The organism is Kibdelosporangium philippinense (assembly GCF_021390435.2).
GTDB classification, from domain to species: domain Bacteria; phylum Actinomycetota; class Actinomycetes; order Mycobacteriales; family Pseudonocardiaceae; genus Kibdelosporangium; species Kibdelosporangium philippinense.
In genome coordinates this window covers 874,139-894,820 of record NZ_JAJVCN010000004.1, presented here as the reverse complement: position 1 = coordinate 894,820, position 20,682 = coordinate 874,139, and the positions used below count along the sequence as shown (strand labels likewise).

Below are 20,682 nucleotides of genomic sequence, written 5' to 3'. Positions count from 1 at the left end.
TCATGGGAGCCACTCGTTGATCGCTGCGATGGTGACCGTGGTTTCGTAGCGAACGGCGAGCTTGTCGTATCTGGTGGCGACGGCTCGGTTTCGTTTGAGACGGTTGATCCCGCACTCGACAGCGTGCCGTTGCTTGTAGATCTCCTTGTCGAATGCGGGTGGTCGTCCTCCGTGTGAGCCCTTGTTCTTGCGGTTGCGGACCTGGTCGGCCTTGTCCGGGATGGTGCAGCGGATACCGCGCCTGCGCAGGTAGGCGCGGTTGGCGCGGGACCCGTAGGCTTTGTCGCCGAGCACCCGATTCGGGCGGCAGCGCGGCCGACCGCGATCCCGCCGGGGTACCCGGATACGGTCGAGCACCACCTGAAACTGGGGCGAGTCACCTCGCTGGCCAGCGGTGATCACGATTGATAAGGGCTTTTGTCCCTGCTCGACCGCCAGGTGAGTCTTGGTCGTCAACCCGCCTCGGGAGCGCCCCAGCCCGTGATCGGCCGGTTCGACCTCGACCCCGCCCGGAGACTCCTTCTGGAGATCCCCTTTTGACGCGCACCAGCCGCGTGCTGGTGCGCACGAGCCACCGTGGAGTCCACGCTGACATCCCAGGTGATCAGGCCCGCAGCGTCCGCGTCCGCCTGCAACGCGACCAGAATCCTCTTCCACGTGCCATCCCGTTGCCACCGCCGGAACAAGCCATACACCGTCTCCCACGGGCCGTAACGCTCCGGCAGATCCCGCCACGGCACACCGGTTCGAACCCGAAACCGGATCCCGTCAATAAGCTTCCGCTTCGCATGCTTCGGCGGCCTGCCAGGCTTCTTGCCCCTGGGCAGCAAGGGTTCCAGCTTCGCCCACTGCTCGTTGGTCAGATCACCACGCCCCACGAATCAAGATCATCTCAAACCTTGATCAACTTGTGAAACAGGCCCTAGCGGTCAGGTAGTCGGCGGTGTTCTCGAAGGCGCGGCGCGTTTCCGGGGTGGCGTTCCACTCCGGGCTGTCCGGGGTGGTCGGTTCGGCGCGCCAAGCCAGGACCTGCAACGGCGTCACGGTGTAGTCGGGCCGTGGGTCAAGCGGATGCGGCACGTTGACGATCAGCACGATCACCGGCATCTCGGTCCTGAGCACGACCTCACAGCCCGCGCCAGCCGAGCCTTCGAACTCAAGGGAGCCGTCGTGCTCGACCCGGACCCCTTGGAACAGCGACAGGCTGGGCGGAATGTCCCGTGGCGCGAGCCCGTGCTTGGCGGCGGCCAGCGTGAACAGCCCAAGCCCAGCCGGCGAATCACTCTGCGGACTGCCGTCGCCGTAGCGTTCGGTGTTGCCTTCGACGGTTGACGTTCCGCACAGCGCGTCGTGCTTCTGCGAGGCGTCGCTTACGACCGTGGCGAGGACTCGTGCCTGGTCAGACAGCAGCGCCATGGACCGGCCAACGTAAGCGTTCCACTGAACTTTGACTGTGTCAGCGACATTCAACCGCTCCCAGGGTGCGTCGGCGTTGTAGAACAGCAGGTGCGCGCAGGCGTCGCCGCGCACGTCGGTGAGCCGCAACTCGGTGCCACGGGCCAGGACCTTGTGCGTGTATCCGCCGCCAGCGACGGTTTCCGCCCAGACAAGCTTCTCGGCTGCCACGCCTCCCGGCGGCTCGGGCCAGTTCGACGCGGGGATGGTCGGCATGGCCTCCACAACGGTGCCATCCTGGGCGCGCGCGTGGTCTCGTGCGCCGTATGTGGTGGCGGTGGTCAAGGCAGGGCTCCTTCCGCAACGGCTACCTCCTGGCGACCCTAGTACCCCCGAACTCCGACGTCTATGCAGGTCAGAAATTTCAATCAAGCGATCGAAATAACGTTGACAACGACCGTGGTGTTGGTGCTCGGCGAGCGCGAACCCCGGGCAAGGCCAACGGCAAGACCCGGGGCGGACAGCACCCGCTAGCAGAGGGTGACGATCGACGAGCGAAGACACCCGATCATCGGCCGGGCCTGGCAAGATCTAGGTGTGACCAGCAGGGTGGGACGGCCGCGCGCCAGCGGAGCCATGGCAAGCAGCCATGACGCGAAGCGTGCCGTCATGGAAGCAGCAGCGGAGTTGTTCACGGCCACGGGATACGCGGCGACGACAACCAGATCGATCGCCGAACGCGCAGGTCTGCGGCAAGCGACGCTGTACTACCACTTCCCGGCGAAGGAAGACATCCTCTGCGCGTTGCTGGCCGAGACGGTGTTGCCGTCATTGGAGGTCGCCCGGTCGATGCCGGACGCTAAAGCGGACGCGGCCACGAAGCTGTGGGCCCTGGCGTACTCGGACATCCGGCTGCTCGGCGCGGGCAGGTTCAACCTCGGCGCCTTGTACCTCTTGCCGGAGGTGGCATCGCCCGGACTGGCGTCTTTCCGGGCCGAACGCGCGGAGTTGAAGGCGGCATATCGGGCGTTGATAGACCAGATTCCGGATGACGCGCCCGCATCAACCCGGACCGATCTGGCTTTCGGGCTGGTCGAGAGCATTGCCATCGTGCGGCGCGATGAGCCGGATCTCGACATCGACGCGCACGCTCACCACGGCGCGGACGGAGTTTTGCGGCTCGCCGGGCATCACACACCGACGGAACACCTGCGTACAGCGGCGAAAATCCTCGTGAGTGGTTTCGCCGGTTAGAACCGGCGAAACCACTCACGAGGATTTATCAGCGGTTATACGTTTCGCCTCGGCTACGAACGCGCGGATGAGGTCGTGGTCCTTCACGCCACGGCTGGACTCGACCCCACTGGACACGTCAACGCCCCACGGCCGCACCGCGTCGATGGCGGCCCGGACGTTCCCCGGGTTCAACCCACCCGCGAGCAGCCACTGCCCCTCCGGACGGGACGAGGCGATCGGCGTGAGATCCCACCGCTCGCCGGAGCCTGCCTGCGGCGAGTCCAGCAGGAGGAGCTCTTCGCCAAACGCGCCGACGGTAATGTCCGTTTCCGGGGTGAGCGAAGTCGCCCGCATCAGGCGGAATTCTGCCAGCTCCGCGAATGTCTCATGTGGATAGTCGCCGTGCAGCTGGAGTATGCCGACCCCGGTCGCCAGCGCGATCTCGCGCACCTCCTCGGCCGGTTGCTTGAGGAACACGCCAACCGTCAGCACGTTCGGCGGCACGTCAGCGATGAGTTTCCGCGCCGTGGGAATGTCGATCTTGCGTGGGCTCGCCGCGAAGACGAAGCCGACCGCGTCCGCACCCGCGCCAACCGCCGCGGCGACGTCACCCTCGGTCCGCAGACCACACACCTTCACATACACGGCAAGCAGGATACGTCAACGAGAACATCGGCATAGCATGAACACATCGACACCAGAAAGGCATCGAAATGAGCGTGCTTGACGGCATTGTTGCGGGTGTTCTCGAAGACCTGAGCGTGCGGCAAAGCGAAGTCTCGCTGGACGAACTGAAGGCACGCGCCGCGGACATACCGCCCACTGTGGACCCAATGCCGGGCTTCCGCACGTCAGAGGTGTCGATCATCGCCGAGGTGAAGCGCAAGAGCCCGAGCAAGGGCGCGCTCGCGGAGATCACCGACCCGGCCGCACTGGCAGGTGAATACGCACTGGGCGGCGCGGCCGCGATCAGCGTACTGACCGAGCAACGCCGTTTCGGTGGTTCGCTGGCCGACCTGGCCGCTGTACGCAAGGCCGTCGACGTTCCGTTGCTGCGCAAGGACTTCATCGTAACGCCGTACCAGCTGTGGGAGGCACGGGCGTGGGGCGCGGATCTCGCGCTGCTCATGGTGGTCTCGCTGCCAGGCGGGCAACTGGAGGATTTGCTCGGCCTGGCAACGGAGATCGGGCTGACCGCGTTGGTCGAGGCACACACCGAGGACGAACTCACGCGCGCGGTCGATGTTGGCGCGCAGGTGATCGGCATCAACGCCCGTGACCTGACCACGTTGAACGTGGATCGCACGGTCCTTCAGCGACTCGTGCCGCAGATCCCGGACGACCGGGTCCGCGTCGCGGAGTCCGGTGTCAGCGGCCCGGCGGACGTCGCCGACTACTACCAGTGGGGCGCCGACGTCGTCCTCGTCGGCGAAGCCCTGGTCAAGTCCGGCGATCCACGGTCATCGGTCGGCGAGTTCATCCGCAAGGCCGGTTCACGCTAGTGGCCCCCAGAAGGCGTCCTCCGCCTTCTGGTCGCTGGAGTACAGCCACACCTCGACGATCTGGTCACCGGAAACGCGCATCACGTCGACACCGTCCTGCGCCATCGACGCGTCTTCCTTCTCGCCGCCGAACCGCACCTCGGCGGCGACCAGATCGCCGTTCACCATCGGCGCCGACCGCAACGACAGTGCGAACGTTCCCCGGCTGACCTCCATCATCCCGCCGATCATGGCGTTGACGGCACCGGAGCCGCGGTGCGTGCCGGAGAACCGGTTGTCGCCCGGCTGATGCCAGACGATGTCGTCGGCGAACATGCCTGCGACCACGTCGAACTGCTTGACTTCCAAGGCGTCGAAGTACTTCTGAGCGACGGCTGCCACGCTCATGGCGCGTTCCCTCCGGGTTGATAACAATGCTGGACGCCGTTTATGGTGAGGATCAGTAACCAATTACCTCAACGTAACCATTGGGAGAGCGTGAGCCATGTCACAGCAGGTCGACTGGACCGTGCTGGCCCGCACCTGTCCATCGAGGACATCGCTCGCGCGGATCGCGAACAAGTGGACCGCGATGATCGTGACCGTGCTCGCGGACAACCACTTGCGTTTCACCGACATCCGCACGGCACTCGACGGCATCAGCGGCAAGGTCCTCACCGAGACCCTGCGTGACCTCGAACGCGACGGCCTCGTCGAACGCAAGGCGTACGCCGAGGTCCCGCCGCGCGTCGAGTACCGCCTCACGCCCCTCGGCCACACCCTTTACGGTCCACTCCGGACACTGGTCGACTGGGCGGAACTGCACATCCCGGAAGTCCTTGCGGCCCGCGAACACTACGACGGCCAACATGCCTGAAGGCAGCGACCGCCAGAATCAGCGCGGCGGCGGAAGTTATTGGCACCACAAGGAAAGCACCTTCGGCGCCGCGCTCGTCGGCGAGGTTTCCCGCGATCGCACGGCCTATTGCGGTGCCGAGAGGCCCGCCCGCGCAAAGAATGGTCACGGCGATCGCGGCTTTTTGCGGCGGCGCCAACCGTTCCGTCAACGCGTAGAGGCTGACCATGTACGGGGCAACCGTGATGCTAGCGACGGCAATGGCCACAGGCACGGGAAACACCAATAGGGACAGGGTGCCTAGGAACAGGGTCACGGAGAATGTCACATAGCGTTGGTGCTGCTTGAATTTCCGCGGCAACCACGCGCACGCGGCGCCAGCGAGGGCACTGCCGATGCCGAATTCAGCGTAGATGAGACCTGCCGCGGCCGGTTGTCCAATGCTGTCGGCGTACGCGGTGACGCCAGTTTGGACAGCGCCGAACACGGCACCGATTGCCGCCATGGCAAGGAACATCGCAGTCATCGACCAGCGCGGCAGCTTCTGCGCGGTTCGCTCGGCAGAGGCGACGTGCGGTCGCGCGTGAAGTAGCGCGAAGGGGAATGTCGCGAGGGTGAGCAGGACAGCCGTCGCCACTACCGGCGCGACTGGCGATATCGGAGTCAACAAACCGACCAGGGCGGGGCCGAGGACGAACGTGGTCTCGTCGACCGCTGCCTCGTACGACAAAGCCGTTGGCAGCAAACGGATTTCCGCAGTATGCGACCAGTAGACGCGCACCAGCGGACCGACTTGGGGCTGCGTGAGCCCGGTCAGCGTGGCCGTGAGGAACATCGCCGGACGATCCATCTGACTCGCTGGCAACAACGCGAGCGTCGCGATGACGTTGCTTACGGCAGCCGTCACGCCAACGACGCGATGGCCGTAACGGTCGGCTAGCGCGCCAACCACCGGACCGCCCGCGGCGATGGCGACACACTGCGCGGCGCCAGCAATGCCCGCGAACGTAAAGCTGCCGGTCGCGGATTCGAGCAGGATCAACGTTGCCAGCGGCGCCATCGCGTACGGCAGCCGCGCCAGCAGGCCAAGCGGGAAGAAGGCAGGACTGACTGCCCTGAGCAGGGCTCGGTAGGACATCGGGTCTCCAGAGCGCGCCAAAGACTGGCGCGCCTGCCCAACCACCTAGCGCGCGTTGCTACCCGATTCTGTGCCCGACCTTAGCCGAATTTGGGGGCTGGTACTGCCCATTTTCCGGCAGTACCAGCCAATCTTCCCCCCACCATGTCCGGTTCGCCGAGCGAACCTACCCCCTACTGAAGCGAACCCCCAGGCCGCTTCAGCGAAACTATAAAACACGAATAGGGGTTTGCGCTACGCTGAAGCGTGACAAAGATGCAGTAGTAACGCACACCGGCGACGCTGGGCTGGCGCGTGTTGTCCACAGCGCACGGCAGTGCTACTGATACTGCGGGAGATATGCGATGACACACGACGAGCAGCCACCAGGCAGTTTGAGCACACAGCTGAACCGCCTGTTCGAGGTGCTACGACCGGCCGACTCGCCGGACCGGACCTTCACCAACCGCGAGGTTGTCACGGCCTGCCGGGCCGAGGGCTGGGACATGTCCGAGTCACACCTCAGTGAGCTGCGCCGAGGCGTCAAGCAGAACCCCACCCTGCGCACCCTCAAGGCGGTGGCCTGGTTCTTCGACGTCCCCGTCGGGTACTTCACCGACCCCGCGGTGACTGCCCAAGTCGAGCGTGACCTGGACGAACGTGAGCAGCGGCTGCGTCAGCAACTCGCCGAGAGCCGTCAAGCACAGGACGAGCTGCGCGACGCCGCCCGTGAGCTGCAAGAAGCCCTGCGGGCCTCCGGTGTCACGCGGACCGCCCGCCGAGATGCGGCCGGAAACGCCAGGACCGCCCGTGAACAGGCCTCGATGATGCGCGCGTTGGCCAAGGCACTGGTCGACGATGACGAAGAGGAGGCGTGACCGCTCCCGGGTCCGTCGCTGAGCGGCTCAACTGGCTGTTCGAGGTCGTCGTCACGCGCGACCCAGCCACCGGTGCCTGGCGGCCCTACACAAATGAGGAAGCAGGCGGAGCTGCCGTCGAACGGCTGCGCGCGGGAGCCGCGCCTGAGCCTGGCCAATTGGCTGCCTTGGCCGAGTTTTTCGGCATCGACCCGGCGTACTTCGGTGACGACCTGGCCGTCGCCGACCGGATCCGCGACGAACTGCTGGTCCGTGGGTTGCGCGAGTGCGGCCTGCTCGCCTACTGGATCTGCCGGATTCCCGTCATTACCCAGCGCGAACATGTGCGCCGCGCACTATTGCGCGAACGTGCAGACACCGGCACTATCCGAACGTGGCATGATGCCGACGTACAGCCGGGGCACGACGGCGGGACTATGGGGATGACACCGACGCCAATGGACATGGCGCAGCTGCGTGAGTTGTGCTGCGGCCTGGTCGACAAACTCGGGTTGGCGCTGCCCTTCACCCCGCATGACCTGTGCGAACGGCTCGCCAAGCAGCGCGGGAGGCGGATCAAGGTCAAGGCGACCGATCTCGGCGGCACGTCCGGAGTCGGGCACTTGGCGCCAAGCCGGGACGTCGACCGGATCTTCGTCGAACGCGACTCCCCCGCTCCGCAGCAGTCGCTGGTGATCTTCCACGAGGTCATGCACATCGTCCGCGACCACCTCACCATGAGTGACTCTTTCACCTGCGGTGTCGGCGCGGCCGAAGATCCAGTAGCCGGTGCGTACGGCGACTGGCGTGAGTGGGAGGCTGAGGTCGGCGCCCGCGAGTTGGCGCGGCTGGCGCAGCAACGACCGAAGCCGAACCGGCTGCCGCATGCCGCGGGGTCGGCCGAGCAGAGCATCGCAGGGGCGTTTGGTTTCACGTATGGACGTTGAGCTGGTCATCCGGTGGGCCAAGGGCGTGGTCATCTGCGCCGTCATGATCTGGGAGATCGTGCAGCTGTCCCGCAGACCGAGAGATCCAGCTCTCCGGGTCCTCACGTTGGGGCTCGTGTTCCTCGCGTTCGCCGCGACGTTCGGCATCAAGACCCCGCTCCTGCAGCCGATCAAGGACTTCTTCGGGCCGGAGGTCTGGGGCTACATCCTCAACGGCTGCTGGATGGCGATGGCCTACTGCTGGGCCACGTTCTTCCTGCTGGCCAACACCGACCGCCCGGCCGCCCAGCGCAGGCGCAAAGCCCTGATAGAGCTGGGTTTCCTGGTGGCCGCGCTGATCGTCATGGTCGTGGTCAAGGAAATCTCGGTCGACGGGATCCGCCGTCCGGCCGCGAGCCCGGAGCGCTACAGCGACTGGGAACGCACCGCTTGGTACCTGTCGGTTTCGGGTTACGCGTTGACCGTGTGGTTCGTCGGTGTCCGGCGTGCCATGGTGTTGCGCCGGAAACTCAGTCACGTCTGGGCGCGGGCCGCGTTCTGGATCGTCATCGTCGGGTCGGCCGCGATGGCGATCGGTGTGGACGGTGTGGTGCTGGTCCGCCAGTTCGGCCGTCAGATCGACACCACCTTCGATCCCGACTGGCTGACTTCGTTGTACTCCATTGGCCAGCTGGGCGGGCAACTCGTTCTGGCGCTTGGTTTGGCGTTGGTGCCACTGGCAACGATCGTCGTGGCGGTTCGCGCGCGCCTCGACAATTCGGTACGTGCCCGCTTCAGCAAGCGGATGCTGCCGTTGTGGCGGACGCTGACCGCGGAGTTCCCTTATGTCGCGCTCGATGGCACACAGGGCGACTTCGACCGTGTCACAACGGAAATCACCGACGGGCTGAGCGAGCTGGCCAGGGACTGTCCACAGCCGACAGGGGACATCCGTGACCCCAAGGTGGCCGCGGAGGCCATCGCCGCGGGCTTGCGGAAACGCGCCGAACAACGCAAATGGGCTGGCTCCTCGGAACCGGCTGAGCCGCCGTATCCACGGCTGGAACCGGATTTCCCGGACTGGCGCAGCCGGGCCGAGTGGATGACCGCGGTGGCAGACGAGCTTCGCACCCGTGGGGTGCTCGGGAAGGACGACCATGAGCGGGCTTCGGCAGGCTGACGTTCGTCTGTCGGTATTGGACACCTCGCCGATCGTGCAGGGATCCACGCCAAAGCAAGCGCTAGAGAACACCGTCGATCTCGCCATCCTCGCGGATACGTTGGGCTACCACCGTTATTGGGTGCCCGAACACCACAGCATGCGCGGCGTAGCCAGCTCGGCCCCGGCCGTCCTGGTCAACCACCTCGCGAACCGCACGCAGCACCTGCGCGTCGGCGCGGGTGGCGTGCTGCTGCCGAATCACGCTCCTATTGTTGTGGCAGAACAGTTCGGCACGCTGACCGCACTCCATCCAGGACGGATCGACCTCGGGATCGGGCGCGCGCCAGGCGGTCCTAGTTCCGCGGTGGAACGGGTTCGTCCCGAGCGGGAGCGGACGGCGAAGCCGTTCCGTGAACAGCTGGAGGAGCTGCTGGGCTGGCTGAATCCTGCCCAGGATGCCCGGATCAAAGCTATTCCTGTTGTCGGAGGCAATGTTCCGCCGGTGTGGCTGCTCGGTTCCTCCCCCAACAGTGCGGAGATCGCCGCCTCGCTTGGATTGGCGTATGCCTACGCCGGTCACCTGAACCTGGAGATGACCGGCGAGGCTGCGCGCGTCTATCGGGAAAAGGCCTCCTCGCCACGGCTTTTGGTCAGCCTTTCGGTGATCGTCGCCGAGGATGACGAACGCGCCGAATGGCTCGCGGGCTCGACCCGGTTGAAGGTGCTCAGCCGGATCCGGGGCAACCGTATCCAACTGCCGAGCCCTGAGGACGCGGCGGCGTATCCGTACACGGAGGACGATCGTGCCGAAATCGCCGTACGTTCCGGAAGTGTGCTTGTCGGCAGCCCGGACACCGTGACCAAGCAGCTGCAAAAGGTCCTGGATGACACCAGTACCAACGAAATCATGGTGACGACTCCGGTGTATGACCACGCAGCCCGCCGCCGGTCGTACGAGCTGCTCGCATCCCTCGTTGAGCGGCTCAGCGTCACCGGGTGATGGCGTAGATCCGGTTCGTCGGCGTTTCGACGGCGAGCTTCCAGCCGGTCAGGCCCGCTTCCGCGGCTATCTCGCGCAGCTTCTCCTCCCCCGCGTGATTGCCCAGCGCGTGCGGGCCGTTCTGCGCCAGGGCAGCGGGAAGGCACAAGCTGACGGACGTGGCCGTGAACGCGCGGCCGATCGGATTGCGGTTCTCAAGGACGTTCGCTGACACGTTCGGCTCGACCACCATGCAGACGCCGTCGTCAGCGAGGGTTCGCGCGACCTGCCGGAGCGCGCCGACTGGGTCACCGAGGTCGTGCAGGCAGTCGAAGAACGTGATCAGGTCGTAGGACGGGCCCGGAAAGTCCTGCGCGGACGCCTTCTGGAACCTCAGGTTGAGCACGCCATCGGCATACTTTCGCGCGTTCACAATGGACGGTTCATGGAAGTCGTACCCGACGAAACTGGACAGTGGAAACGCTTGCGCCATCAGCACAGTGGAATGCCCGAACCCGCATCCGACGTCCGCGACCGACACCCCGTCGCGCAGCTTCTCAACCACACCAGGCAATGCGGGCAACCACTCGGAGATCAGCGAGGCAACGTAACCAGGCCGGTAGAACGCCGCCACACCTTCGAACAACTCCGGACCGTGGTCCTGCCAGCCAACACCACTCCCGGTTTGGAACGCGTCGACCAAGGCATCTTCCGTGGCGTACAAGGATTTCAGCATCGTGAACCAACCGGCGGCGTACGCGGGTGATGTCGGGTCAGCAAGGACAGCGGCATGCGCCTCCGGCAAGATGTACGAAGTGGACTCTGGGTCGAAGTCCACGTACCGCCCGGCCACCTGGGCCGCCAGCCATTCCACGACGTACCGCTCGACCAGGCCGGTCCGGTCCGCGAGTTGCTCGGCGGTGATCGGCCCGGCACCAGCCATCGCCTGGTACAGACCAAGCCGGATGCCGATGGACGTGCTCACTCCCGCGAACGCGGCACCGCTGTCCTCGACAACCCTGGTCAGAAACTCGCTAACACTGTCCTCAGCCATGCCTTATCCGTACACGCGCGCACCAGGCCGGGCAATCGCTGACGGACAACCATGCGCAAGCTCGCCAACTTATGGTTACACCGTACACACCACCCGAGCTGAATCCGCTTTACATCCGCCCTGACCTTGCGTATACGTTGTTCACATCGCCTGTTTGCAACGTAAACATCCAAGGGGGATTTCATGGACCTGGTGGCATCACGCCAGCTGGCCACCCGGCGCGAGTGGTTCGGGCTGGTCGTCCTCGTTCTGCCGTGCCTGCTGGTCTCGATGGACCTGTCGGTGCTGTTCTACGCGCTGCCGTTCCTCAGCGCCGACCTGGCGCCGAGCAGTTCGCAACTGCTGTGGATCCTCGACCTGTACGGGTTCGTCCTCGCCGGTTTCCTGATCACGATGGGGACACTCGGCGACCGGATCGGCAGGCGCAAAGTGCTGCTCGCCGGTGCGGCGCTGTTCGGTCTCGCCTCCATCGCCGCGGCCTACGCCCAGTCGACCGAGATGCTGATCGTCGCACGCGCACTGCTCGGGATCGCGGGCGCGACGCTGGCGCCGTCCACGCTTTCGTTGATCCGCAACATGTTCCACGATCCACGGCAACGCCAGGTCGCGGTCAGCGTGTGGACCCTGGGGTTCGCGGGCGGTGCGATCGTCGGGCCGATCATCGGCGGATTCATGCTCGAGCACTTCTGGTGGGGATCGGTATTCCTGCTCAACGTGCCAGTCATGGTGTTGTTGCTGGTCCTCGGCCCGATCCTGCTGCCAGAGTTCCGTAGCCCGACGGCTAGCCGATTCGACCTGTTCGGGTCAGTGCTGTCGCTGGCGACGATCTTGCCGATGATCTACGGCGTGAAGAAGCTGGCGGCCGACGGGTTCGCCTGGGGCTACGTGGGTTCGATCGCTTTGGGCCTCGCGTTCGGCGCGCTGTTCCTGCGCCGCATGTCGACTGCCGAACATCCAATGATCGACGTTCGACTGTTCCGCCGAGTTCAGTTCAGTGGTGCCGTCGTGGCGTGCGCGATCACGTTTCTTGTCCTTGCGGGACTCGGGATGTTCGTCTCGCAGTACCTGCAACTGGTCCTCGGCTACGGCCCGCTCAAAGCAGCACTGTGGAGCCTGCCTGGGATGGCCGGGATGTTCGTCGGGGTGAGCGTGGCGACGGGGATAGCGGCGAAGATCAAGCCTTCGCTGATCGTCGCAACAGGACTGACGCTGGGCGGCTTGGGTTTCGTCCTGTTCGCTCAGGTCAGCGTGGAGTCCGGCGTGGGTTGGGTGGTGGCGTCACAACTCGTGATGGCCGCCGGGATCGGTGCGGTGGCAACAATTGCGACAGATCTCGTACTCGCGACCGTGCCCAAGGAAAGCGCTGGGGCGGCTGCGGCGATCTCCGAGACAGCCAACGAATTCGGCGGCGCGACCGGCATCGCATTGCTCGGCAGCCTCGGCGCCGTGGTGTACCGCAGCGAACTCGAACAGACGGCGCCAGCGGGCCTGCCCGGAGAAACCCTTGCCCAGGCAAAGGAAACACTCGGATCGGCGTTCGAGGTAGCCGCAACCCTGCCCACCGCACTGGGCGACGCACTGCGTTTCGCTGCCAGCAGTACGTTCGTCGACGGTTTGCGTTGGGTGGCGTGGATCGGTGCGGGCGGGTCGGTTCTGATCGCGGCCTTCGTGCTGGTCGTGCTACGCCGGGTGCCACCGACGGCGCCAAACACTCCGTCCACTCATACTGTTCCGAATGGCGGAGGTCCCGACCCGGCTCGATGATGGCGGGTATGACCTTTGTGGAGGCGTTCAGCATCCTGATCGCTGTCGTCGGACCGCCGAAAATCCTGCTCGCGTTCGTTGTGGACACTCAGAGAGCGGATGCCCGCGGGCGCTGGCGCGTCGCGTTCACCACGACCGCGACCGCCATCGCCACCGGCCTGTTCGTGATCGTGGCCGGAAGGCTGCTGATCCAGCTGTTCCACATCAGCGGCGGAGCACTGATGCTGGCCAGCGGGGTCATCCTGTTCGTACACGCACTGGACCTAGTACTGGGGCGCAAGCAAGAAACGGGCCACGACCAAACAGGAGGAACACACGAGCTCGCCACCTCGTTCTACGCAAACCCAGTGGCAGTCGCCTACCTCTTCCTGATGGCCGACGCGAGCACGTGGTCAACGACCTACGTGCTCGCAGGCGCCTATGTCGCGGTCATCGCACTGGACTTCGCAGCCATCGCCATCCTGGGAATCCTCCTGCGCTACCTGAAGATGACGTATGCCTGGGTGCTCGTGCGCATCCTCGGCGTCCTACTGGCGGCGCTGGGCGTCGACCTGATCATCAGCGGCCTCGAGCAACTGCACATCATCGAGGAGATCAACTGACGCAACAGCGGGCCGTGACGTGCTGGGGTCACGGCCCGCTGGGGTTCAGAGCAGCTTGTCCTGTGTGATCGGCAAGTCGCGGATCCTTCGCCCAGTCGCGTGGTACACCGCGTTGGCGATCGCCCCAGCCGCGCGCCACACGAGTCCCCAGCGTACGCGCTGATCACCAGGAGTGGTCCGCTCATCGAGGATTTCCCTTCGTCTCCTTGAGGGCTTCGATCACGCTGCGCAGGTGTGCCCGCGCCGCCGCCTCGGCAGCGTCCGGGTCGTGATCGGCGATACCGCGGATGATCGCGAGGTGTTCGGCCAGCGACTGCCGCGGCCTGCCGGGTCGGAGCGCCAACCGGAGCTGGTGCCGGACGATCTGCTGTGCCAGCCGCTGAAGCAGATCGTTGGCTACTGGCTGGTCAGCGACCTCGCGGATGAACTGGTGCAGAGCACGGTTGAGCGACGAGTACTTGACGGCATCGCCCACCTCGACCGCGTGGGACATGGTCTCGCCCAGCGTCTGCAGGATGTCGATCTGGGCGGCCGTTGCCTTCTCGGCGGCCTTGCTCGCGCACAGGCCTTCCAGTGCCATGCGGCATTCGGTGATGGCCACGGCTTCTTCGACCGTGATCACTCGGACTCGGGCGCCCCGGTTGGGGATGCGTTCGGCCAGCCCTTCCGCGGTCAGGTCGATGAGGGCCGCGCGGAGGCTGGCTCGTGAGACTCCGAAGCGTTCGGCCAGCTCTGTTTCCACGAGGCGCTGGCCTGGGGCTACGTCGCCGTTGCCGATGGCGGTGCGTAGCGCGTCCAATGCGGCTTGCTTGCCGATCTCACCTGCGCGTGTCACGTGTTTGACGGCAGGAATCGTCTACACGATTGTCAACAATCTTGTAGACAGCATAAGGAGGTGGCATGGCCGGTATGCGCCAGGTGCACGAACCTATGGCCGAAGCCCCCGCATGGCATAAGCGGTGATGTCAGCGGCAAAGGAGTCACTCAACGGCTCATGCCCGACAAGCAGCCGAAAGTAGACCGGCCCATAGATCAGGTCGATCGCCGTCTCGATATCGAGATCGGTCCGCAACTCCCCGATCTCCTGAGCCCGCCGGAACACGGCCCGCCCGGCAACCCGCCGGGGCTCCAGCCACCGCTCCCGAAAGCCCGCGGCCAGATCCGGATCAGCCTGCGACTCGGCGATCAGCGCCCTGATCACGTCACCGGCAGGATCGTCACGGAAGATCCGGACAAGCGAAGTGACCTGATCCCGGATCACTGCCTCGAAGTCACCTTCCGCGGGGAAAGGCACCTGGGGCTCAACCGTCGCCAGCAACGCGTCGAGCGCGACCGCGCCCCGCGATGGCCACCAGCGATAAATAGTCGCCTTGCTCACTCCGGCCTTCGCCGCCAGCCGCTCGATCGTGAACGCCGCAAGGCCGCGTTCGGCGAGCAAGTCCATGGCTGCGACCAGGATGGCTTCGGTTGTCGCGGCGTCGCGCACACGGCCTCGGCCACGCCGTCCGGAGGACTGCTGGGTTGTCATGTGCACAGAATAACAGAACGGACCGTCTTGCAAAACGGTCCGTTTCGTATTAGAACTGGATCACCACACCGGAGACCGAGACGAGACGGCCGTGACGATCCAGTTGACCAGGCAGGGCGGCGCTCCCCTTCCGTTGCCCGCCAAGCCAAGGCGGTTCACCGCACGCGCCGTCGCATGGTGGGCGGCCTGCCTGCTCTGTGGCGGGATCGTCGGCCTGGTGTTGGCGATCGTCGGCACGGCACACAACCACCGGCCGTCCCGGCGCCGGGCTGTGCTGGTCGTCGCCGCCGCCAGCCTGCAGGTCGTCCTCGCCGGGTTCTTCGTCACCACGACGGTGGCCACGAGGCCGCCGATCTGCCCCGAGGTGGTCAACGTGACCCCGACGCAAATGGCCAGGTGGGGAGTCGATACCGGAGGCACTTGGCAGACTATCCGGACCGTCGTGAACGCTCCAGTCTCCGGCGGCGTCCTGCTCTACTCATCCCTCAACGACGGCACGGTCTGCAGGTCAGCACTGAACGGACTCACGCTGGCACGCGCCAACGACGGATTCGCCCGGGCCGGAACCATGTACGGCACGGTCTACCTGACATCGACCGAGAACGACATGACCCGACGCCAGGTCATGCGGGCCTCGGAGCACGAGAGCGTGCACGTCACCCAGTGGGCCGTGTCCACGCTGTTCAGCGGCCCGCTGACCTTCCCGGTTCTGTACGCCGCCGACGAGGCGTTCTTCCCTGGCTCACACAACCACTTCGAGCAAATGGCTGGCCTGCAGGACGGCGGGTACGACGAGCCGGAGGACGCTCCGCCCGCACTGGAACGACTGCTCTTCCTGGCCTGCGGCCTGTTCGCCGGTTACCTGGCACGCCGCCGGATCATCGCACGCCCCCGCCCGGACCGCGTCAAGGAGACGACGGCATGACCGACATCGTGAGCTCATTGGCCGAGTCGCCGTGGGCGTACCTCGCAATCGCATTGTTCATCCTCGGCGACGTCTACCTGCCGATCGTCCCGACCGGCATGCTCGTCGTAATCACGGCCGCGAGCGTCGATCAGCCCGTCGACGTCCTTGCCTTAGTGGTCTACACCGCCGCGCTCTCATGGATCGGCGACCTGGCCGCGTACCACTTCGGAGTCCGCCATCGCGAACGGCTGACCCGCCTGGTGTCAACCTTCGGTCCACTCAGGAACGGACATCACGCACTGACCGAAGCCCTTACGTCGCAACCATTCGCCGTGGCGCTGGCAAGCCGGTTCATCCCAGCGGGACGGTCGGCGGTCGTGTTCACAGCTGCCCAACAGGGAATGGGCACACGCCGGTTCGGGTCAGTTGTCGCCGTGGCCGCGCTCGGTTGGACCACGTGCGCCATCGCGGTCGGGTACGTCGTGAACACGTTGTCCGGCGGCAACATCTTCGCGGTACTCGGCGTCAGCCTGGCAGCACTGGGCATCGCGACCATGCTGGCACGCAAGGTCCTCGTGCATCCCGCACCGCATCAGGGAACGTGACGGCGGGTCGATCGGCGCTCGCAGTCGCATGGGCGTTGCACGGAGTCGAGCAATACACCGCTGGCGTCCTCGATCCACGGTTGCGCGAGCAGTTCGTGGCGTGGGCACACAGTCCGGACAACAACCGTGCGCCGGGATGACGTGTCTACGCGCATGCGGCGGGCTGGCGGAAGGCGAGCCATGGGTCGACGCGACCATCACGGGTTCCAAGGGATGCGGCGCGAACATGCGGGTCACCCCGGTCGGTTTGCTGCCCGAGGTTGACCTCGACACCCTTGCCGGGGTGTCTGTCAATCCCCTCAGATCGTGGAGACGGTTTATGCCACTTCGGTTCTGACCTGCGTCGCTGATACTGCTCGTGCGTGTGCCATCTGATGCTCGAACGGGATCGGGGCCAGGCCGTCGTTGGCGCTGTGCCGGCGGGTGGTGTTGTAGAAGTCCGCGATCCAGGTCGCGACCTTGATCCGCGCCTCAGCTCGGGTAGTGAACCGGTGTCGGTGTACGAATTCGACCTTGAGTGTGCTGTTGAACGCCTCGGCCGCGGCGTTGTCCAATGCGGACCCGACCCGGCCCATCGACTGCACCACACCCAGCGTCCGGCAGGCCGCCGCGGTCGCTGCGGCGGTGTATTCCGATCCGCGGTCGGTATGGAAGATCACCCCGTCCACGTCCCCGCCCCGGGTGGTCGCGGCCATCCGCAGCGACGCCACCACCACAGCCGCGTCATGGTGGGCGGACATCGCGTAACCCAGCATCCGGCGGGAGAACAGATCCTCAGTGGTCGCGAGATACAGCGGCCCCTCATCGGTGTCGATCTGCGTGACATCCCCGCACCACAACACATCCGGTGCCACCGCGGTGAAGTTCCGCCGAACCAGATCGCGAGCCACTGGCCGTTTCCCCGGCCGGGTCAGCGACCGCCGGCGTTTCGGCGGTCGTCCGGCCAGACCGAGCTCGACCATCCGCGCCGCCACGGTGTTCTCCGAGACCTTCCAGCCGGCCTCCCGCAGGTCACGGGTGATCCGGGGACTGCCATAGGTCTCACCCGAAACAGTGAACAACCTCCTGATCTGCTCATCCAACTGCTCCCGCCGCTGATCACGGGCAGTGGGCTTGCGGTTGATCCACTTGTAGAACCAGGACTGCGAGACCTCCAAGGCCCGGCAGGCGATCGCATGCGGGACACCGTGCTTGGTCCTCTGGGACGCGATGAACTCCGCCACGATCACTGGTTCATCGCGTCCTTCACCCACAGGACCACGGAGCGCTTGAGCACATCACGCTCCATCTCCAACTCGGCCTTCTCCTTCGCCCACTGTGCTCGTTCGGCCCGCAGCCGGGCCAACTCCGCACGCTCGGCCTCGTTCAACCCGTCTGCGGGCTGCCCGGTCTGGCGCCGGTCGGCCTGTACCCAGTTGTGCAGGGTGTACGCGCTGATCCCCAGATCCCGTGCGACCTGCGCCACCGACTTGCCGGTCTCGGACACGATGCGCACCGCACCCGCCCGAAACTCCGGATCAAACCGGCGCCTCTTATCTCCCACGACCTGATCATCTCTCTTGGTTCAGGTCTCCACGCTACGAGGGGAAGCACATGTCGCAACTGCAGGCCGCGATGACCCACGGCCACCCCACGGCGTTGGCCGCCGCCGAGCTCACCGCCTACGCGACGCGACTGCTGGTCGACGGGCTCAACCTCGTCGACGTGCCCGCCGCGCTGCTAGCCCGCTGCAAAGAACGGCGCACGGTCTACCTAGCGGATTGACTGGGATCCCTGTGGCAGATGCCGGGCGCGACCACACCAGCCGACTTCATCGCCCGCGGCTGGGATGAATGTGCCGCGATCATTGAGCTGCTGATGGCTGGCCTCGCGCGGCCAGATGATGGCATGGACGCATGCCTTGCCACCGGCGAGGGCTGGATCGCCGAGGAGGCGCTGGCGACCGGTCTGTACTGCGCGATCCGGCACGCCGACGACCCAGTGCGATGCCTGACGCGGGCCGCCCGGACCAGTGGCGACTCCGATTCGATCGCCGCACTGGCCGGAGCGTTCGCGGGCGCCGCGCACGGTTTGGCGGCGTGGCCAGCGGACTGGGTCGCACGCATCGAATACGCGGACCAGTTGGCCGAGCTGAGTTCTGGCGCACCGGAGCGGGACTAAGGGCAAGTGGTGGCCCAGGGCCAGCTGTTGCGCGCTGCCTATGCAGCTAGAACTTGTCGACGTCGAGGATGGCTTTGGCGAACTCCTCCGGTGCTTCCTGCGGGACGTTGTGGCCGATTCCATTGAGGACACGGTGTTCGTACTTCGCCGTGAACTTGCTGCGGTACGCCATGCCGTCGGCAGCGGCCCCTTCGAAGTCACTGGCCATGGTGATGGTTGGCACCGTGATCGCCGGAGCGTCCGCCAGCTTCTGCTCGAGCGCGTCGTAAGCAGGCTCGCCCGGTGCAAGGCTCAGCCGCCACCGGTAGTTGTGGATCACGATGGCGACGTGATCCGGGTTGTCGAACGCGGTGGCGCTGCGCTCGTAGGTCGCGTCATCGAAGCGCCACTTCGGCGAAGCGCCTTGCCAGATGAGCTTGTTGAAGTCGTGCCGGTTCTTCGTATAACCCATCACGCCGCGTTCGGTGGCGAAGTAATACTGGTACCACCAAGCCAATTCGCCCACTGGAGGCAGCGGCTGCAGGTTGCCTTTCAGGCACGTGATGATGTATCCACCGTCCGACACGAGTGCCTTGACCCGCTGCGGCCACAGGGCCGCGACCACGCACGCAGTCCTTGCACCCCAGTCGAATCCGCCGAGGACAGCCTTGTCGACCTTGAGCGCGTCCATGAACGCGACGATGTCCGAGGCGAACGTGGTCTGCTGGGCGTTGCGGACCGTGTCGCCCTTCAGAAACGTCGTCGTGCCGTAACCACGCAGGTACGGCACCAACACCCGGTATCCCTTTGCTGTCAACAGAGGTGCAACGTCCACAAAGGCATGAATGTCGTACGGCCAGCCGTGCAAGAGAATGACCACTGGTCCGTCGGCAGGACCGGCTTCGGCGTATCCGATGTTCAGCACACCGGCCTGCACCTGTTTCAGTGGGCCGAATGAGGTGTTCTTCGACGTTGTTGTGGTCGCGGGCGCTGCCGCTGGGCCGGTGTCCGATGACGAGCACGCGGCGAGCGAAGCTGTGGCGATGAGGGCCGCGCCACCCGTGGAGAACTGCCTTCTGTTGATCATGTCATTGCTCCTTCCAGTACCGTTTTTTCCTTGCTGACTGGCCCTTGCGGAGCCTCACCGATCCCGAAGAGCAGGCTGGCGATGATGAAGGCGAAGCGTGTGTCCACCGTTGCTGAAGCGTGTGTCCACCGTTGCTGAAGCGTGTGTCGACCATTGCTTGCGACTGTGTCCACCGTTGCTGAAGCTGGCAGCCCACACCCGCATCACCAGTGCCTCCGTGCGGCCAGCGCGTCGGCCAAAGCCTGGGCGCAGCCGTCGAGCAAGCGTTCGCCCTTCTCGGCCGTTCCTTTGTTCCCGTTGCCTGCCACTCCTGATTCGGTGATGGCACGGAATGGCACCGCGAAATACACCGGATCGGTTGACTCGGCAGGCAACGTGATCGCGGGCCCGACCGCGTTGTCCAGCTCCTGGGTCCGCACCAGTTCGGGCAACGCAGCCATGATCATCGAGGTTTCGCCTTCGCAGGCGTGCATCAGGCCGTCCTGGGTTTCCAGGATTTCCCGGATCACTGTGCGCCCGGCGGCGAAGTAGTTCGTGAACCCGACCGGGATGTTCAGCTCGGCGGTCAGTTCCGTGGTCAGAGCGTGCAGCGCTGTCATGGTGCCGCCGTGCCCGTTGACGATCAGGATCCCGCTGAATCCAGCACGGTCGATGGACCGGCATAGGTCTCGCAGCAGTGCGTGCAGCGTGGTCAGCGACAGCGTCAGCGTGCCACCGAAGAGCATGTGGTGCTCGGCGAGACCAAACGGGATGGACGGCGCCACGATCACCGGCGGGCCATCGTCGATCAACATCGCGGCCCGGCGGCAGACCTCGGCCGCCATGAAGTCGTCGACACCGGTCGGTAAGTGCGGGCCGTGTTGCTCGGTCGACCCGATCGAAACAAGCACGACTGCGCCGCGGGCGGCGAGTTCGTTCAGCTCAGCGGCCGTGAGGTGATTCCACCTGACTTCTTTCGTTTCGGGCACGGCCGGACGGTAAGTACTC

26 protein-coding genes and 1 pseudogene are annotated in these 20,682 nt (G+C 65.4%); 14 read left to right on the top strand and 13 right to left on the bottom strand.

Annotated elements, in window-relative coordinates:
* Both LWC34_RS46975 and LWC34_RS46970 read right to left on the bottom strand, forming a co-directional pair.
* Window positions 1-878 (bottom strand): IS5 family transposase gene (locus tag LWC34_RS46975; protein ID WP_233723324.1). Its coding sequence is split into 2 segments (ribosomal slippage): window positions 1-537 and window positions 540-878, totalling 876 coding nucleotides; the frame shifts between segments, so codons are not numbered across the junction.
* A 25-nt stretch (window positions 879-903) separates the two neighbouring features.
* Window positions 904-1,740, bottom strand: coding sequence for an urea amidolyase associated protein UAAP1 (locus LWC34_RS46970; protein ID WP_233731905.1), 837 nt, complete (start codon window positions 1,738-1,740; stop codon window positions 904-906).
* Between the two features lie 252 nt (window positions 1,741-1,992).
* Between LWC34_RS46970 and LWC34_RS46965 the strand changes: the two genes are divergently transcribed.
* Window positions 1,993-2,649, top strand: a complete 657-nt coding sequence (locus tag LWC34_RS46965; RefSeq protein WP_233731903.1) for a TetR/AcrR family transcriptional regulator — start codon at window positions 1,993-1,995, stop codon at window positions 2,647-2,649.
* A gap of 15 nt (window positions 2,650-2,664) precedes the next feature.
* Here the strand turns inward: LWC34_RS46965 and LWC34_RS46960 are convergent, their stop codons facing one another.
* On the bottom strand, window positions 2,665-3,276 hold the full coding sequence (locus tag LWC34_RS46960) for a phosphoribosylanthranilate isomerase (protein ID WP_233731901.1): 612 nt from the start codon (window positions 3,274-3,276) through the stop codon (window positions 2,665-2,667).
* A gap of 68 nt (window positions 3,277-3,344) precedes the next feature.
* Between LWC34_RS46960 and trpC the strand changes: the two genes are divergently transcribed.
* On the top strand, window positions 3,345-4,133 hold the full coding sequence (gene trpC / locus LWC34_RS46955; protein ID WP_233731900.1) for an indole-3-glycerol phosphate synthase TrpC: 789 nt from the start codon (window positions 3,345-3,347) through the stop codon (window positions 4,131-4,133).
* Here the strand turns inward: trpC and LWC34_RS46950 are convergent.
* Entirely contained in the window at window positions 4,125-4,520 is a 396-nt protein-coding gene (locus tag LWC34_RS46950; RefSeq protein ID WP_233731899.1) for a nuclear transport factor 2 family protein, read from the bottom strand. The genes trpC and LWC34_RS46950 overlap by 9 nt on opposite strands.
* Before the next feature lie 97 nt (window positions 4,521-4,617).
* On the opposite strand from LWC34_RS46950, the gene LWC34_RS46945 reads away from it, so the two are divergent.
* Window positions 4,618-4,989: a winged helix-turn-helix transcriptional regulator gene (locus tag LWC34_RS46945; RefSeq protein ID WP_233731898.1), complete on the top strand. Its 372-nt coding sequence runs from the start codon at window positions 4,618-4,620 to the stop codon at window positions 4,987-4,989.
* On the opposite strand, the gene LWC34_RS46940 is transcribed toward LWC34_RS46945, so the two are convergent.
* Window positions 4,874-6,106 carry an MFS transporter gene (locus LWC34_RS46940; protein WP_233731897.1) on the bottom strand — a complete coding sequence of 411 codons (1,233 nt, stop codon included), beginning with the start codon at window positions 6,104-6,106 and terminating at the stop codon, window positions 4,874-4,876. The genes LWC34_RS46945 and LWC34_RS46940 overlap by 116 nt on opposite strands.
* 344 nt (window positions 6,107-6,450) lie before the next feature.
* On the opposite strand from LWC34_RS46940, the gene LWC34_RS46935 reads away from it, so the two are divergent.
* Genes LWC34_RS46935 through LWC34_RS46920 form a run of 4 tightly spaced genes read left to right on the top strand, consistent with a single transcriptional unit; the run spans window position 6,451 to window position 10,030 of the window.
* Complete coding sequence (locus tag LWC34_RS46935; protein ID WP_233731896.1) at window positions 6,451-6,963, top strand: hypothetical protein; 513 nt, start codon at window positions 6,451-6,453, stop codon at window positions 6,961-6,963.
* Entirely contained in the window at window positions 6,960-7,889 is a 930-nt protein-coding gene (locus tag LWC34_RS58440; protein WP_233731895.1) for an ImmA/IrrE family metallo-endopeptidase, read from the top strand. Before LWC34_RS46935 ends, LWC34_RS58440 begins: the two co-directional genes overlap by 4 nt.
* Complete coding sequence (locus tag LWC34_RS46925) at window positions 7,879-9,048, top strand: MAB_1171c family putative transporter (RefSeq protein WP_233731894.1); 1,170 nt, start codon at window positions 7,879-7,881, stop codon at window positions 9,046-9,048. The genes LWC34_RS58440 and LWC34_RS46925 overlap by 11 nt, the downstream gene beginning before the upstream one ends.
* On the top strand, window positions 9,026-10,030 hold the full coding sequence (locus tag LWC34_RS46920; protein ID WP_233731892.1) for an LLM class flavin-dependent oxidoreductase: 1,005 nt from the start codon (window positions 9,026-9,028) through the stop codon (window positions 10,028-10,030). The genes LWC34_RS46925 and LWC34_RS46920 overlap by 23 nt, the downstream gene beginning before the upstream one ends.
* On the opposite strand, the gene LWC34_RS46915 is transcribed toward LWC34_RS46920, so the two are convergent.
* Window positions 10,020-11,063 carry a class I SAM-dependent methyltransferase gene (locus tag LWC34_RS46915; protein ID WP_233731884.1) on the bottom strand — a complete coding sequence of 348 codons (1,044 nt, stop codon included), beginning with the start codon at window positions 11,061-11,063 and terminating at the stop codon, window positions 10,020-10,022. The two genes, LWC34_RS46920 and LWC34_RS46915, sit on opposite strands and share 11 nt — an antisense overlap.
* A 183-nt stretch (window positions 11,064-11,246) precedes the next feature.
* Between LWC34_RS46915 and LWC34_RS46910 the strand changes: the two genes are divergently transcribed.
* Window positions 11,247-12,827: an MFS transporter gene (locus LWC34_RS46910; RefSeq protein WP_233731883.1), complete on the top strand. Its 1,581-nt coding sequence runs from the start codon at window positions 11,247-11,249 to the stop codon at window positions 12,825-12,827.
* Between the two features lie 8 nt (window positions 12,828-12,835).
* A complete protein-coding gene (locus tag LWC34_RS46905; RefSeq protein ID WP_233731872.1) occupies window positions 12,836-13,429 on the top strand; it encodes a MarC family protein in 594 nt (197 codons plus the stop codon).
* Window positions 13,430-13,474: 45 nt separating this feature from the next.
* Here LWC34_RS46905 and LWC34_RS59185 read toward each other — a convergent pair.
* From LWC34_RS59185 to LWC34_RS46895, 3 genes and pseudogenes are all read right to left on the bottom strand, one after another.
* Window positions 13,475-13,558: pseudogene (locus LWC34_RS59185) on the bottom strand (xanthine dehydrogenase family protein molybdopterin-binding subunit); the annotation flags it as partial.
* A gap of 52 nt (window positions 13,559-13,610) precedes the next feature.
* On the bottom strand, window positions 13,611-14,264 hold the full coding sequence (locus tag LWC34_RS46900; RefSeq protein WP_233731870.1) for a GntR family transcriptional regulator: 654 nt from the start codon (window positions 14,262-14,264) through the stop codon (window positions 13,611-13,613).
* Between the two features lie 93 nt (window positions 14,265-14,357).
* Complete coding sequence (locus LWC34_RS46895; protein ID WP_233731868.1) at window positions 14,358-14,957, bottom strand: TetR/AcrR family transcriptional regulator; 600 nt, start codon at window positions 14,955-14,957, stop codon at window positions 14,358-14,360.
* Window positions 14,958-15,048: 91 nt separating this feature from the next.
* Here LWC34_RS46895 and LWC34_RS46890 point away from each other — a divergent pair, with 91 nt between their 5' ends.
* The 3 genes from LWC34_RS46890 to LWC34_RS46880 are packed head-to-tail and all read left to right on the top strand — an operon-like array spanning window position 15,049 to window position 16,609.
* Window positions 15,049-15,882, top strand: a complete 834-nt coding sequence (locus LWC34_RS46890) for a hypothetical protein (RefSeq protein ID WP_233731867.1) — start codon at window positions 15,049-15,051, stop codon at window positions 15,880-15,882.
* Window positions 15,879-16,469, top strand: a complete 591-nt coding sequence (locus LWC34_RS46885) for a DedA family protein (RefSeq protein WP_233731864.1) — start codon at window positions 15,879-15,881, stop codon at window positions 16,467-16,469. Before LWC34_RS46890 ends, LWC34_RS46885 begins: the two co-directional genes overlap by 4 nt.
* Window positions 16,466-16,609 (top strand): hypothetical protein, encoded by a 144-nt coding sequence (locus tag LWC34_RS46880; protein WP_233731862.1) that lies wholly within the window; start codon window positions 16,466-16,468, stop codon window positions 16,607-16,609. The genes LWC34_RS46885 and LWC34_RS46880 overlap by 4 nt, the downstream gene beginning before the upstream one ends.
* Before the next feature lie 177 nt (window positions 16,610-16,786).
* Here the strand turns inward: LWC34_RS46880 and LWC34_RS46875 are convergent, their stop codons facing one another.
* Both LWC34_RS46875 and LWC34_RS46870 read right to left on the bottom strand, forming a co-directional pair.
* A complete protein-coding gene (locus LWC34_RS46875; protein ID WP_233722569.1) occupies window positions 16,787-17,698 on the bottom strand; it encodes an IS3 family transposase in 912 nt (303 codons plus the stop codon).
* Window positions 17,695-18,012: a transposase gene (locus LWC34_RS46870; RefSeq protein ID WP_233722568.1), complete on the bottom strand. Its 318-nt coding sequence runs from the start codon at window positions 18,010-18,012 to the stop codon at window positions 17,695-17,697. Before LWC34_RS46870 ends, LWC34_RS46875 begins: the two co-directional genes overlap by 4 nt.
* Window positions 18,013-18,062: 50 nt before the next feature.
* Here LWC34_RS46870 and LWC34_RS46865 point away from each other — a divergent pair, with 50 nt between their 5' ends.
* Window positions 18,063-18,233: an ADP-ribosylglycohydrolase family protein gene (locus tag LWC34_RS46865; protein WP_233731860.1), complete on the top strand. Its 171-nt coding sequence runs from the start codon at window positions 18,063-18,065 to the stop codon at window positions 18,231-18,233.
* An 18-nt stretch (window positions 18,234-18,251) separates the two neighbouring features.
* Window positions 18,252-18,629 (top strand): ADP-ribosylglycohydrolase family protein, encoded by a 378-nt coding sequence (locus LWC34_RS46860; protein ID WP_233731858.1) that lies wholly within the window; start codon window positions 18,252-18,254, stop codon window positions 18,627-18,629.
* 46 nt (window positions 18,630-18,675) lie between these two features.
* Here the strand turns inward: LWC34_RS46860 and LWC34_RS46855 are convergent, their stop codons facing one another.
* Complete coding sequence (locus LWC34_RS46855; protein ID WP_233731856.1) at window positions 18,676-19,695, bottom strand: alpha/beta fold hydrolase; 1,020 nt, start codon at window positions 19,693-19,695, stop codon at window positions 18,676-18,678.
* 203 nt (window positions 19,696-19,898) lie between these two features.
* On the bottom strand, window positions 19,899-20,663 hold the full coding sequence (locus LWC34_RS46850) for a creatininase family protein (RefSeq protein WP_233731854.1): 765 nt from the start codon (window positions 20,661-20,663) through the stop codon (window positions 19,899-19,901).
* Window positions 20,664-20,682: the final 19 nt, after the last annotated feature.

What these genes read in the sequence shown, in the direction of transcription:
- LWC34_RS46950 (WP_233731899.1), bottom strand. Translation starts at nt 4,520, where the DNA reads ATGAGCGTGGCAGCCGTCGCTCAGAAGTACTTCGACGCCTTGGAAGTC.
- LWC34_RS46895 (WP_233731868.1), bottom strand. Translation starts at nt 14,957, where the DNA reads ATGACAACCCAGCAGTCCTCCGGACGGCGTGGCCGAGGCCGTGTGCGC.
- LWC34_RS46910 (WP_233731883.1), top strand. Translation starts at nt 11,247, where the DNA reads ATGGACCTGGTGGCATCACGCCAGCTGGCCACCCGGCGCGAGTGGTTC.
- LWC34_RS46885 (WP_233731864.1), top strand. Translation starts at nt 15,879, where the DNA reads ATGACCGACATCGTGAGCTCATTGGCCGAGTCGCCGTGGGCGTACCTC.
- LWC34_RS46940 (WP_233731897.1), bottom strand. Translation starts at nt 6,106, where the DNA reads ATGTCCTACCGAGCCCTGCTCAGGGCAGTCAGTCCTGCCTTCTTCCCG.
- LWC34_RS46915 (WP_233731884.1), bottom strand. Translation starts at nt 11,063, where the DNA reads ATGGCTGAGGACAGTGTTAGCGAGTTTCTGACCAGGGTTGTCGAGGAC.
- trpC (WP_233731900.1), top strand. Translation starts at nt 3,345, where the DNA reads ATGAGCGTGCTTGACGGCATTGTTGCGGGTGTTCTCGAAGACCTGAGC.
- LWC34_RS46920 (WP_233731892.1), top strand. Translation starts at nt 9,026, where the DNA reads ATGAGCGGGCTTCGGCAGGCTGACGTTCGTCTGTCGGTATTGGACACC.
- LWC34_RS46860 (WP_233731858.1), top strand. Translation starts at nt 18,252, where the DNA reads ATGCCGGGCGCGACCACACCAGCCGACTTCATCGCCCGCGGCTGGGAT.
- LWC34_RS46905 (WP_233731872.1), top strand. Translation starts at nt 12,836, where the DNA reads ATGACCTTTGTGGAGGCGTTCAGCATCCTGATCGCTGTCGTCGGACCG.
- LWC34_RS46925 (WP_233731894.1), top strand. Translation starts at nt 7,879, where the DNA reads ATGGACGTTGAGCTGGTCATCCGGTGGGCCAAGGGCGTGGTCATCTGC.
- LWC34_RS46935 (WP_233731896.1), top strand. Translation starts at nt 6,451, where the DNA reads ATGACACACGACGAGCAGCCACCAGGCAGTTTGAGCACACAGCTGAAC.
- LWC34_RS46865 (WP_233731860.1), top strand. Translation starts at nt 18,063, where the DNA reads ATGTCGCAACTGCAGGCCGCGATGACCCACGGCCACCCCACGGCGTTG.
- LWC34_RS46855 (WP_233731856.1), bottom strand. Translation starts at nt 19,695, where the DNA reads ATGATCAACAGAAGGCAGTTCTCCACGGGTGGCGCGGCCCTCATCGCC.
- LWC34_RS46945 (WP_233731898.1), top strand. Translation starts at nt 4,618, where the DNA reads ATGTCACAGCAGGTCGACTGGACCGTGCTGGCCCGCACCTGTCCATCG.